The sequence below is a fragment of the bacterium genome (genome assembly GCA_017744355.1).
GTDB lineage: Bacteria > Cyanobacteriota > Sericytochromatia > S15B-MN24 > UBA4093 > JAGIBK01.
Map to the genome: position 1 here is coordinate 797,598 of JAGIBK010000001.1, position 13,465 is coordinate 811,062.

Annotated in this window: 8 protein-coding genes; all 8 read right to left on the reverse strand. The window is 65.4% G+C overall.

Features of this window, described 5'->3' with window-relative positions; genetic code table 11:
• Positions 1-121 precede the first annotated feature (121 nt).
• Positions 122-1,255 carry a 5-methylcytosine-specific restriction endonuclease system specificity protein McrC gene (gene mcrC, locus J7643_03875; GenBank protein MBO9539713.1) on the reverse strand — a complete coding sequence of 378 codons (1,134 nt, stop codon included), beginning with the start codon at positions 1,253-1,255 and terminating at the stop codon, positions 122-124.
• Complete coding sequence (locus J7643_03880) at positions 1,252-3,456, reverse strand: AAA family ATPase (protein MBO9539714.1); 2,205 nt, start codon at positions 3,454-3,456, stop codon at positions 1,252-1,254. The genes mcrC and J7643_03880 overlap by 4 nt, the downstream gene beginning before the upstream one ends.
• Before the next feature lie 135 nt (positions 3,457-3,591).
• Entirely contained in the window at positions 3,592-4,599 is a 1,008-nt protein-coding gene (locus J7643_03885) for an ADP-ribosylglycohydrolase family protein (protein MBO9539715.1), read from the reverse strand.
• A 416-nt stretch (positions 4,600-5,015) separates the two neighbouring features.
• Positions 5,016-5,777, reverse strand: a complete 762-nt coding sequence (locus tag J7643_03890; protein MBO9539716.1) for a 3'-5' exonuclease — start codon at positions 5,775-5,777, stop codon at positions 5,016-5,018.
• The gene (locus J7643_03895; GenBank protein MBO9539717.1) at positions 5,774-9,046 is read right to left on the reverse strand and encodes a UvrD-helicase domain-containing protein; all 3,273 of its coding nucleotides are present in this window, start codon (positions 9,044-9,046) and stop codon (positions 5,774-5,776) included. The genes J7643_03890 and J7643_03895 overlap by 4 nt, the downstream gene beginning before the upstream one ends.
• Positions 9,047-11,665, reverse strand: a complete 2,619-nt coding sequence (locus tag J7643_03900; GenBank protein ID MBO9539718.1) for a PD-(D/E)XK nuclease family protein — start codon at positions 11,663-11,665, stop codon at positions 9,047-9,049.
• Positions 11,662-12,303, reverse strand: coding sequence for a hypothetical protein (locus tag J7643_03905; protein ID MBO9539719.1), 642 nt, complete (start codon positions 12,301-12,303; stop codon positions 11,662-11,664). Before J7643_03905 ends, J7643_03900 begins: the two co-directional genes overlap by 4 nt.
• Before the next feature lie 51 nt (positions 12,304-12,354).
• Positions 12,355-13,359 (reverse strand): WYL domain-containing protein, encoded by a 1,005-nt coding sequence (locus J7643_03910; GenBank protein ID MBO9539720.1) that lies wholly within the window; start codon positions 13,357-13,359, stop codon positions 12,355-12,357.
• Positions 13,360-13,465 lie beyond the last annotated feature (106 nt).

Consider the following 13,465-nt stretch of genomic DNA (forward strand, 5'->3'; position numbering starts at 1 on the left):
GGACTGTCCACCACGTCGACAAGGGTGCTCGACCTGCACTGATTCAGCTTCACCCGTTAGCAGCAGGCTCAGTTGGCAAGCCCCGACAGTACCATACCCGTGGTTACCCCCGCCCTCCAGGTCAAGCGGGTTTTTCAATCTCAGGGAAGCTGCTTAATGTCAACAGTCGCGCCCGGATATCCTTCGACGAGGCGGTCAGATCCACTGTGGCGAAGCGAATCTGGTGGCCCTGGATTACGACGCTTTCGTCCACACTGGCCCCTGCCGAAGGATGCAGCAACATGCCGAAGGCCTGGTCGGCCATAGGGTCACCTCGATCCACCTGGGACCGCAGATAAGCGTAGATCTGGTAGAGGTATCCGCTTCGCAGAGTTGCATCGCTGTACCATCCCTTCGCCAAGATGGTCGTGAACTTGGTGTCGATGACAATGCGTCGGTTCGTCGGCACGTGCTCCAGGATCACATCGGTCCGCATGGCAGGCAGGATGGCATCGATTCCAGGGGTCTTGGCTTCGATGGCCCACCCCAGCGGGGCGCCCGTCCGCACCCGCCACCCCTGAGGAGTGAGCGTCACAGCGTAGAAGCCCCCGACGGCCTTCTCAAAAAGGCGGCGCACCCAAGTCTCCTCGCGCTCGGGCTGAAGCATGGCGTTAGGGCCCGCCGCCTCGGTGGGTAACGCCAGATCAAAGGCCAGTTTGGCCGCAGCTACCATGAATCGATCGGCGGTGTCGTTGCGCCCGAAGCGATCGGCGCTGATCTGGGCCCGGGTCGGAGGATTGCCGGACACCCCCATCGCTCGCAGGTCGCCCGCCATGGAGCGACAGCGGTGCGCCAATTCTGGGCGCCGAACCAGTCGGGCGATCTTCTCCAGGGCGGCTCGGACAAAACGGTTGCGCGGCGTATCGACCGTCAACTCGTCGAAATGGCAGGCCACCAGCCCCCGGGACAGAAGTTGCCGCCGCTCGGTGCCGATCAGGTCGATCCGACCTCGAACCCGGTTCAAGACGGCGTCCCGCGATTGGTAGCCATACGTGAGCTGACGGCGCTGCCGCTGTTCGACCGCCTGAGCCAGGATCTCCGCGACCAGGCCCGGCAAGTCCTCCAGGTCGTCCTCCTGACCGAGCGAACCATCGCCCCGAGTTCGATAGAGCTCCGAAGCGTAGAGCATCAGCAGCCAGAGGTTGCGCACCGGGATGCGGCCGATGAATCCGGCCGCATCCGAAGCTATCTCCTGCGCCGCCAAGGAGCTGCTCATTCCCAGTCCTTCAGCAGCAGCTCGCGGGCCTTTTTGGCCTCGGCGGGCGAGTCGAACCAGTACTCCTCCAACAACGGTCCAATCTCGGTCTCGACGACCTGGCGGAACCAGGAGCGGGTCTCACCCGGTTCGAGGGGGTACGGGGGCGTCACGTAGCTATGTCCAACGCGGAACTGCTTGCCCAGCCGGGCATCCCCGGCGATGGTCGCATTGCAGACTTCTAGCCGCGCCTCGATGTCGTTCGCTAGGTCGGCCTCGAGCCCGCAGTGTTGGGTGACCCAGTCGCGCCACGCCGGACCCAGGCGCGGCTCCAGATCCGCGAAGGCGAAGCGACGCCTCAGGGCCAGATCGACCAGTGCCAGTGAGCGGTCGGCGATGTTCATCGTGCCGATCACGTGGAGGTTTTCCGGGATATGGACGGGGCGGCGTACCCCATCTGCATCGGGATAGCAGAGCTCGAGCGCCTCGCTGGGCGTACGTTTACCGGCCTCCAGTAGCGTTAGCAACTCGCCGAAGATCTGCGCGGGGTTGCCGCGGTTGATCTCCTCGATGACCACGACAAAGCGTGACATTGGAGCCTTGGCTGCCGCCTTGATGGCTTCCATGAAGATGCCGTCGGCCAGGGAAAGTTTGCCGTCGCCCGTGGGGCGCCAGCCGCGCACGAAGTCCTCGTAGGACAGGTTCGGATGGAACTGCACCGCTCGAACCTTGCTCTCGTCCTTCTGGCCGATCAGGGAAAAGGCCAGGCGCTTGGCCAGCCAGGTCTTGCCCGTACCGGGCGGGCCCTGGAGGATCAGGTTCTTCTTGGTCCGTAGTCGCACGAGCAGCTGGTCAAGCTCCTTCCGGGTGAGGAAGCAGCCCTCCTGCAGCACGTCGTCGATCGAGTAGGGCACCAAGGACTCGGCCTTCTGCACGAGTCCGGGATCTTCATCCTCGGATTCGTCGGTGGGGTCCGTGGATGGCTGCGATGGAGTCGTCGCGCTGGGGTCCTTGTAATGCCAGGCCGACAGTGAGAGCTCCGGAAAGGAATGGGCCGGGTACGAGGGCTCCTGGAAACGTGGGATCAGGGCGTCCATGATCGCCAGGTAGTCGGTGGCGTTACAGAGGCCCTTCGGGCCATGCCGCTCGATGGGCACGCCGAGCTTCTTGGTGATGTAGAGCTTGGAGCCGCTGTCGAGGCTGAGAAACGACCAAGGTCGGATCCAGTACAATCCGAAGGTGAGGTTCCAGGCCACCAGTGGGCGTCCGTTGGCATGGTCAAAGGCCAGGGAGAAGCGCGCACGAGCTTCCTCATCGTCCGATTCCGCGAAAGCCAGCGCGGCGGCAAACAGCGCCCAGAGCGAATCGATGTGGTCCGGGGTGCGGGCACTCTCCCTGGGAAAGTACCAGGACTTTAGGTTGTTCAGTACGGGTATGCCCTCGAAGGATTCCGGGATCGGCTCCTCGACGCCCAGGAACTGGCCCAGTTCCTTCATGATGATGCGCCGATTTGCATCAGTGATGCCCCGATTGAACAACCCCATGACCGTGAACGGGCAGATATCTCTCAGGAAGCCCGTCGTGCCGTCGGGATACTCGTCTTGCGACAGATGGCCCAGGCCTTCGACGTGCTGGGCGATGCCTTGAATGGCTTCGAGCAGCGGCTTGCGATCGTCCCGATATGCCAGCAGCTTGTCGGCGATCGCCTCGTAGAACTTCGTCCACCCAAAGCGCTTCGCCTCCGGCGCCTGGGTCCCGAACCGCTCTCGCCAGAACGGTGCGTTGCAGAAGCGGGCGTAGTCCTGCGTATCGCCCTCGAAGGCGAACGCGATCAAGCCGTCGGTCATCCAGTCGCCGGCCTGCACTCGCCAGATGGTCGCCCGGTGGGTGTAGAAGTACCACTCTCGGGCCGGGGTGACCGGCATCCAGTCCACTCGCACCCGCTGGCCGTCGTTCAAGTTCTCGACGATCGTTCCAATGGCCTTGATGGCCATCACCGAGACGGACAGACCACGATTGTCGAAGGGAAGCCCGTGTTTGCGGACGTAGGACGATTTGATGGCGATCCGGTCGCCGGGCCGCATCGACCTGACGAGCTCGAGATACTTGTCATCGTAGCCGTTCTCCCAGACGCCTTCCGCCAGGAACCGCGCCGTGTGGTCATCCGTGTCGTTGTAAAAGGCACCGACGAACCAGGCTGTCGGGTGCTTCACCGACTCCACGGTAGCGGTGGCAAGGGACGATGGGCTCAGCTGTTCTTCTGCGTTCACGTCGTATCCTCGTATTCGATGCTCGGGTAATATGCTCGATGCTTGATTATGGCCATACGATCGGATAAATGGGTCAGGTACGCTAACTCAGTCAGGTTCCCTCTCTGTGTTCTGCCCCCAGAATGCCAGGTCATGGTCCTCCAGGCCCCTGCGATAGAGATCCCAGGCGAGTCGCTCGATGACCTCACGCATCGCCAGGCGATCTCGCCAGCGCGAGGGGATCGCCTCGACACCGTAGTAGGCTCCAGCCAGCTGGCCCGCAATCGCCGCCGTCGTGTCGGCATCGTGACCCAGGTTCACGGCCAGCAGGACCGTATCCTCGAAGCTCTCCGCGCGATCGAAGGCCCAGAGTGCCGCTTCAAGAGACTCCACAACGTAGCCGGTTCCTCGGATCTCCGGAGGCTGCTTGCGCTTGAAGGAGCCCTGGGCAATCGTTGCGATTTCCGCGCAGAGCGGATGCGCCTGGTAGTAACCGTCGATGGGGCTGAAGACAGGCGCCAGCAGATCCTCCTTCCCGTACCCCTTGAGGGCACCAATCAGGAGCCCGCTGAAGAAGCGGCAAGCATCCACGGCCGTCGTGGCACCGTGTGTCACGCGCGAACTCTCGCCGGCCAGGTGGATGGCCGTGGCAGGGTCCTGGTACAGGAACAGCGGCAGTGGTGCGAGACGCATCAGGGAGCCGTTGCCCGCCTTGCGGGGGTCCGTGGATCCGGCGACTGGATTGCCCGCGGACTCGAAGGCCTCGAGAGCCTCCCGGACGGTCACGCCGATATCGAAGCACCGCCCCGTGCTACTCAGGTATCCTTCGCGGTACCAGCGCAGATAGCGCTTCATCTGTGACTCGGGTTGGAACCCATCTTCGATCAAGCTCTCGGCCAGGCACAGGGCCATCGAGGTGTCATCCGTCCACTGCCCGGGCGCGAGGCGGAACGGGCCGCCACCGACCATGTCGACGACCGGCTCGAACCGCCCGGGAGTCTGGAATTCGACCGTCGTGCCCAGCGCATCGCCGACCGCGAGTCCCAAGAGGGCGCCGAGGAATCTTCCCGAGAGATCCGAGGGCCGCTCTCGGTCACGATCAGGACGGCTCCCCATGAACATGGGGTCACCAAGCCCGGGATTTTGCAGACGCTCTCGCAGCGCATGATACTGGGAGCGCCACTCTGCCTCGGGGGGGAGGTCGCCCGTATGGTGGGTCCCGCGGCAAGTGTGGTAAAGCGTCAACCACACGTCGAGGATCCCACCGATCCAGGTGCCGGTACGGGTGTAGATCTGCGTTCGGGCGCGGGCCAGTTCGCTGATGTCACCGTAGCCGAACTCCGTGGCCAGGTCGTAACCCCGGATGGCGAGGTGGAGGACCCAGTATTCATCGAACGTGGGGTCCAGGGGCAGGGCCGAGAGATCACCGTGGAAGAATGAGGCCATGGCTGGCCGGATCCGGTCGAGGAAGTCGTCGACTGGATATAGATAGACTCGGCGGCGATCCCGGGTGGTGCGCATTACGGGCTCCTTCACGTTTCCTGAGTTTGCACCGGAAGGCGCACGCTGTCCTCACGAGCACCCGGGCGCGGCAAGCCATGCGCGATCCTGACCAGCGCCGCAATTTGCTTGGGCGATAGATAACCCTTGAGCTGATACTGCCCCTCGCAGGATGCCAGGAAGGAGTTGCCCGGCAGGGCCTTTTGAGCCTCGTCCAGGAGCAAGGGAAACAGGGTCCCCGCCCGGGCCCGTTCCACCAGTTCGGGAGCCTCGGCGAGAAAGCGAGATAGGACCTGGGCGGTGGCCCTGACGTCACCCAGCGCGTCGTGTGCCTCATGAGGAAGCCCATAGTAGGCGGTAAGGGTTTCAAGGCGCGCATCGGCAGTTAGTTCCCGGGCCTGGAGGTGGACCCGGGCCACATGGACGGTGTCGATGAAGTCCGTCCGACGCGGAACCTCAAGGCCGAGTCGACCCTCGCAGGCGCGCAGGAAGTCCAGGTCGAAGCCGATGTTGTGGCCCACCACAACGGGTAGCTCCGAGAGGGTGCCCACGTAGTCGGCGAGCATGCCGAAGGCCTGCCGTGGCTCCATCGCATGGGTGAAGTCCTCGAGGGTCCTCCCCTGGATGGCGAGCGCTTCCTCAGTGACCGTCTCGGGTCGCTGAGGCCGAATCAGGGTCGCGAAAGCCGCCAACTCTCGCAGCGAGTCATCCAGCAGCAGAGCCGCCACTTGGGTGGGCTCGTGCTCGGTCGGGTCCAGCCCCGTCGTCTCGAAGTCGAGAACAAGATACTTCATGTGCTGGTCCCTGCCGCCTGGGAGGTCGGCGCCGAGGCGGTGATCGCGCTGGGGCACAGCAGGACATAGGGGCACCCGGGACAGGTCCTCGGTGAAGGAAGCGCCTCGAACCGGCCTTCTCCGATGGATTGCACGATCGCGGCGGCCTGGGCGCCTGCCGCCTCAAGTCGATCGGGCGTGAACTCGTGCAGCGTCCCGTGCTGCAAATAGGCCAACAGGCCTCGAGGCTTGCCGACCGCCCGCGTGTAGACCCAGAGCTGCATGGCATGGTGATCGGGGTCCATCACCCGGTCGGTCTTGTAGTCCAGGATGAAGTCGGGACCGATGGCGTCCACCACCCCCTTCAGCTCCAGGCCCCCGAGACTTAGCGTGATGGGACGTTCCCGCTCGGAGATGGCCTCCCGCACCTCCCGGAACACCTCTTCGCTCCGGAAGGAGCGGGCAAAGCGCAAGGCCGTCTCGACGAGATCGGGAGCGAGGTCGGAGACATGCGGGGCGAGCGCCGCCGCCTCGTCGAGGTCGAGTTCCAGGGCCAGGTGTGCGGCCGTACCCACCCGGTTCGCATGGGGGACCGGCACCGGCAGGGGCGGCGCAAGCTCCGTCGCATCATCCGAGGGCACTGCCCCGTGGGGACCGACCTCCTCGCTACCGGGATGGCCATCGACGTAGCGATAGGCAAAGGCTCTCGGACACCGTGCAAACACAGCCAGCGCCGTGACCGGCAGCTCGCTCAGCACCGTCCCCAGGGGCTGCTCGAACCAGCGGGCAGGAAGCGGGACCGGATCCAACGGTCCAGGCAACGGGGGCCGCTCGTCACCGGGCTGCGGCTGGACCTCGTCGATAACTAGCCCGGCCTCTTCGAGACCCGGCGCCAGAAAAGCCAGGGCGCCCTTGACCGGGTCGGGGGCCGTCAGCAGCAGGCGATCGCGGACCCGAGTCAGGGCCACGTAGAAAATCCGGCGCTCCTCCGCCTCCTCGCGTTCCTGCACGCGTCGTTTGTGGAGCTTCAACCGCAGGGGCTCCTGCGAATTACCCTCCTCGTCCTTGAACTTCAGCCCCACGCCCAGCTCCGCATCGAAGCGGATCCGGGTCCGATCGGCCGGCTTGTCGGCCGTGAGGTTGGGCACCACGACCACCGGCCATTCCAGACCCTTGGCGGCATGGATGGTCATGAGCAGCACCGCGTTGCCTGCCTCCAGAGCGGGTCGATCGAGCTCGATCTCGGCCTCGCTCAGGCGTCGGATGCGGCGTACGACCGTCAAGACGTCCTGCGCGCCACGCTCGAGCCGACGTACCTGGTCGATCAAGCCGCTCCAGTCCGCCAGGCGCCGGTGCGCGCCCGGCATCCCTGCCAGCACCGCACTGTAGCCGGTGAGCCGATCCGCCAGTTGCAACAAGCGGCTGGGCGGCTCGCTGCGCTGGTCCAGGAGTTCCTGCAGAATGTCGCGCGCCGTCACCAGATCGGGCTCGCTTGATGCCTCCACCACCTGCCACCAGCTGCTCGCGCCGCGTGCGTCGGCCGCGCGATGCAGGACGGCATCCGAGACGGCGAAGAACGGGCTACGCAGGATCGCCACCAGGGCCTGGTCATCGCGCCGATCCGCCAGAAAGCGAAGCAGCGCGGTCCCGTCCAGTGCCTCGCGGGTGGCGAGCAGGTCGCTGCCTCGGGCCAGGGTTGTTGGTATGCCCTCCGCGGCCAGGGCCTCCTCGTAGATCGCCAGCGGCGCTCCCGTCCGGCACAGCACCGCGACATCCCCCCACCTCATCGGGCGCAGCTCGCCCGCGCCCTTGTCATGCAGGAGCAGACCTTCCTCATGCCAGGCCTTGAGGCGCCGGGCGATATGGCGAGCCTCAATGCGGCGTCTCGCCTCCACATCTCCGGCAGCCGCCTTGGGGACGTGAGCGGCCTCCAGGTGCGGCAGATCATGAGGGACACTTCGCTGACCCACGAGATCCTGGCGCAGACTTCCGAGCGACGGGCCACATACCCGGTTGATGATCTCGAGAAGCGGACCGTGCGTGCGGAAACTCTCCTTGAGGCTCACGCGATCGCCCCCGCGTCCGGCGATCGCCTCGGCCATCCGACCGAACACCGTCACGTCGGCACGGCGGAACCCGTAGATCGACTGCTTCTCGTCGCCCACGATCGTGAGAATCGCGCCCTCGGTGAGCAGGTTCAGCAGGCGGGCCTGGACCGGGTTGGTGTCCTGTACCTCGTCGAGCAGAAAAGCCCGCCAGCGACTCCAGTAGTAGGCAAGAACCTCGGGGTGCTCCAGGGCGCGCAGGGCATGGACCTCGAGATCGCCGAAGTCCAGTACCCGCTCCTGAGCCTTGGCCGCCGTGAGGTGGCCCCGGATCTGAGCGAAGGCCTGGCGCAAGGCCGGGACCATTTCCGCCAGCACGTCGTCGAGCGCGCCGGGCTCGAGCCACAACAACGACTCCTGGGACAGCAGGTCCCGAACCTCGCTCAGGGCCTTTTTGACCTCCTCGTATTGCTCGGGGTCCCAGCCCTTCTTGCTCCCGACATTGAGCTTGATGCCCAGCACCGGCGCGAAGTCCGGCCACGGTGCTCCGGCAGTCCGTCGTGCCAGGGCATCAGTCAGAGCCAGGGTTTCGACCCGCTGGGTTTCCCTGAGACCATCGCCCGCGCAGCGTCTCAGGGCACTCACGGCTTCTTGCCACGGGTCCGAGGTGATCAACCTGGCCACGAGGGATTCGCGTTCGGCAGACAGCACGGCGGGGAGATCAAGTGGATCCCTGGCCAGTGCCTCTTCGGCCGTCAGGGGATCGGCGCCGAAAGCCTCCATGGCGGCCCGCAGCAGGTCCGACGGAATTGAGTCCTGGATCTCGGCGGGCAGGCCAGCGATCGCTTCGTCTAACTGTTCCAACGCCCAGATGGGGCCCTCGGGCCGATCTTCCAGGATGGTGAAATCGGCCGGAACCCCGGCCGCATCGGGGTGCTCGCGGCAGATCCGGGCGGCGAGGGCGTGCATGGTCATGATGGGCGCCGCCTCCAGCTCCACGGCCACCTGAGGCGCGAAGGGTGGCTGAGCAGCGGCGACGTCCTTGCGAATCCGGGATCGCATTTCGGCTGCGGCCATGTCCGTGAACGTGGTGGCCACGATCTCGAGCGGCGAGAGGCCATGCGTCCGCAACAGCTGCAGGTAGCGCGCCGAGAGCATGTGTGTCTTGCCGGTACCGGCTCCCGCCGTGACGCACACATCCCCGGGTGCCTCGACGGCACGTTGCTGGTCGAGCGTGAGTGGCATTCAGGCCTCCTTTCGCCCGAGTCGAGCGCCGGCCCGGCAAACCACCCCGTGCTCGCAGTACTCGCAAGCTGCCCGCTTGAGGTCAGGCGCAACGGGGAAGTGCCCTTCTTCCAGGTGGGCCTTCAACCGGCTCAAGAGCAGTTCCAGGGCCGGCTCGTCAACCTCGGCCCTGTGTCGCTTGGGCTTCGAGAGGGTGTAGTACGAGGCCTCCCGCACCGCCACGCCGGGGTACAGGGCCGGCGCCGCCGCCTCGATGTAGATGGGAAGTTGCAGGTCGATGGTGTTCTTGCGCGAGGCGTCCTGGGCCTTGCCGTAGATTGCGCTGCCGGCCTTGTAGTCGAGGATGACCAGCTCGCCACCAACGCGATCGATGCGGTCCACCTGCCCCTGGACCTTGAACCCCCTCCATTCCCCCTTGAAGTGGCCCTCGGTGGCGGCGATTTCGCCCCCCGCGTCGAGGAACCCCTCGTGCAGGACGGCGCGGCGCAGCACCGTCAGGTGCTCCTCCCGGCGGGCATCCCAGCCGGGAAGGTCGGACAGACGATATCCCAGCTCCGGAACGAGCTCGCCTTCGGCCTCCAGCATAGAGGCCTCGAGACGATCGAGCACGGATTGGCGCGGGTCGGTCGCTCCGATGGCCGCACGGCAGGCCAGCTCGAGGGTCTTGTGGTAGAGCAGCCCCCGGACCTGAGGCTCGATGCCCTCGATCGCCTCGTCAGGCTCCTTGATCCGCAGGACCTTTTGGGCATACCAGCGGAAGGGACACTGCCCGAGGGATGAGAGCTGGCTGGCGCTAAAGGTTCGCCGGCGCCAGTCCACCGGGATCCCGGAGGTGCCGTCGTGAGGGTTGGCCTCCCGGAGCGAACCCGGCGCCTCCCGGCGGCGCTCGATGGCGAGCGCCATCCTGGCCCTCGCCAGCACGGCGTCTTCGTCCGCGTAGTCGGACAGGATCTTGATCCGGCGTCCCTCCTCGGGGCTCGCGACCGGAACCTCGGGAGTTTCGAGCTTGATGCCGAGCCATCCGAAGGCCGGGCTGGGCAGGCGAGCTTTGCCCGCCTGGAGGCGAGAGCAGGTGAACGTCAGCGTCTCGGAGGCCACGGTGAGCAGCGAGTCGAACGTGAGCCGCTCCCGTCGGGCGGCAGACGTTGCGGTCTCGAGCGGAAGGCCGGCTGTCTCGAGGCGCTGGCGGGTGATGAAGTCCAGCACGGGATCGTCGTTCAGGCGCGCGGGAAGCTCGTCTTCCGCCGTCCCGATTACGAAAAGGTGCTTCACTCGTGCGCCAAAGAGCGCCAGCGGAGTATGCAGGCCCACGCCCCCCCGGGCGGGATGGGCCGGGGTCGTCAGGATGCTCAGGGCCTCCCGGACCTCCTGGAGGAACTCCGCCCGCGAGCGAGAAGAGGTATCTCGTTCGCCCAGAAGATCCAACGCTCGCGTGAACCGGCCCACGGCGATCGTCTCGGCCGCCCAGTGGCGCGCACGCCGGACGATGCCCAGGCGCTGCAGCAGAACGCGCAGACGCTGGGCCCATTCCAATCCCGTGGCCGCCTCAGGCCAGACCAGTTCCTGGGTTGGCACCCCCAGCGCGGCCCACTCGTCGGGCCCATGGGGATGACTGGCTCGGGCCTCGAGACGCTTCTCGCCGTTGAGCGCCCGGCACAGCGGATGGCCCAGCAGTCGAAACGTGGGTTCGAAGGGAAGGTTTGTCTCGATCACCTCGGTGAGCAGACCCAGCCAGTGCCCGAAGCGAGTTTCTGAGAGCGGAATCTGGTACTCGGCATGGACCGGCACCCCATGTTCGGCGGCGATTGCGAGCACCAACGGTCCGTGGGCTGCATCGTCGCGGGCCGCGATCGCGACCTCGGCGGGCGATGTCCCACCTAGCAGGAGCTCCTTGACATGGGCCAGCACGGCTCGTACCTCGGCCACCTGGTCCGCTAACTGCCAACCCCGCATTGTCGAGGGGCGCTGCGGCGCTTCCAGGTCGGCACGTTGCACCCGCCAGCCGGCTTGCTCAAACCGCTCGGCAAGGGCCACGTTCTCGTGAACCGCGTCGTGCTCACCTCCCGGTAGGATCAGGGCCGAGCCGGGAGCCGCCAACGCCAGCAGGAACGCTTCCTCATCGCGCCCCAGGCGCGGGTAACCGGTCACCAGCACCGACTGCCGCTTCACGGAGCCTTGAATCGCCAGCCAGTAGGTCTCGGCAGGATCATGGAGCCTCAGCTCACGAAGGCGAGCGAGGTAACCCTGGACGAACCGAGCGACCTGCTGAACCCGGGGATCGTCGAATGCTGCAAGTTGTTCGAGGTCCAGTCCGGCGCGCAGCACCTCGGCCACGACGGGGGCCAGGCGGCGTGCGGTGCCAGCCGGGTCCGGGAACCCATGGGCAAGTGCGAGGTCACGCAGAAGGTGTGGCGCCGTGAGGGCATCGATGGCCGTCCGACCAGCGCGGGCGAGCAGACCCTGCGCCAGGCGTTGGAGGCTGACGTGTGGCACTCCGAGGGCCCGTGCGGCACGAGGATTGGGGGTCACGACCAGGCGACCAGGCACCAGGGCGGTTGCCTGAGGGTGCGGCGCCGATGTGAGGTAGAGGGTGGGGTTCGCCTCCCGTTCAGCCGTCATGGGTGCACCGGACGCTTCTGCGATGGGACCACCGCCACCAGCTCGGACGGGGCCGCCACATAGAAGAGGGCGATATCGAGGTCCTGGGCCTCGCCCCGGACCAGATCCAAGGCGCTTTCTGTCATTCGCTCATTGGCATCTCGTGCCGAATCGATCACCAGCATCGCCAGCTGCGGGATTGAGGCAGGCGCACGATGGGCAATCTCTTGACCCAGGGCATGCAGCTTCCTGAGGTCCTTGAGCACTTCCCCCGGGGATAGGCGTCCTTTGTCGCGCTCAGAGGCCTTGCTCTCCAGGGCCAGTAGCATCTGGCGCAGGGTATTGTCGCGGTTCCGGCGCCGCCAGTCGGCTTCGATGCCCTCGGCGAAAATGACCACATCCGGGATGGGCTCGAACCCTCCGCGGTAGCCCTCGGCCTTTCGCCGGTCGAGTTGCCGGAACAGCGTCGTCTTGGGACGCGGAATCCAGATCTTGACGTTCATTCCCAGCTGCTCGAGGGGAACCTGACCGTGCACGCGCAGTGCGTGGTAAACCATCGCTTGGTAGTGCTGCTCCGAGCCGAGGACTGCGCAGCATTCCGTCGCGATAACCGGGAGAGCACGCTTTAAGGCTGTTAGTGCGTCTTTGGGCGTCTTCATTGCTGCGTCCTCGAGAAAGGCGTGGGGCGTCGAAGGTGACGAGCTTCTTTCTTAAGTAACCATCGATTGCTTCTTGAATGGGTCAGGCTGGTTGACCTCCGTCGGCGCGAGTTCCGAGGCCATTCGGGCGATGGTGGCCTGAACCTCGGCAACCACAAAGTCGGGCTCGACCACCCGGGCCTGACCGCCGTAGGACAGAATCCTGCGCACGGCCCGCAAAGGAATGCTCTCCTTGATGGCCACCAGACGGCTGCCGTCAGGCGTCTCCTCAAGGACTCGCAGGCGCTGGGGAACCCTCTGGAACCCCGAGGCCATCGACGCCGAGAGCCAGATCTGAAACTCAAAGGCTGGGACCTGATCCAGCGAGACTGGGGTATCGAGCACCTCGACAGCCGGGCTGGTCTTGGTGGAGCAGAAGCGATCCAGGCGGAATTCCCGGTTCTTGTGCCACTCCGTGCTGCCCTCGGCCTCGGGGCAGTGCGCATGGAGGTACAGAAAGCCGTCCTGCCAGGTTAGATAGGCCCGGTCCACCAGGTACCGCTTGGGTTCGCGGTTCAGTGGACGATAGGTCAGGCGCATCATGCGGCCGGTCTGAATGCCATGCTGAAGGCTGTCGAGGACCTGCGCGTCGTAGGCCGTGTTGCCCGTCCTCAGGAGGCGACCGGTGTAGGGATCAGACAGGCCTTCGCGAACCGAGGCAGGCACTCGCTCGAATAGCGTGCGAAGGCGCTCCGCTTCCGGCAACTTGAGATCCTCGAATAGCGCCACGGCGGTCTGCAGGGCCGCCGCTTCCTCGTTGTTGGCGAACAGCTCCAGGTGCCCCATGTCCAGCTCATAGGCCTGCTTGGTCAGCTTGTCGCCGGGGCCTAGCGGACGAAAGCCAATGCCCAGCTTGCGCAACGCCTTGACGTCGGCCGAGATTGAGGCTTCCGAGAGCCCGGCATCCGTCTCGTAGTCCGAAGACAGTTCCAGTAGGCGGCTGAGAACCTCACCCCGAAACAAGGGGCCAGTAAGCAGCATCTTGAGGATGTTCCAGCGGCGTTCGAACGCGTCCATCGCGCCCCCCTTCGACGAATTTGCATGAATTAGCTTGCTTGACCCATTCGTACCCCAACCGATCAAAACTAACCCTCGTTCGCTACCAAAACATCATGGCAACCGG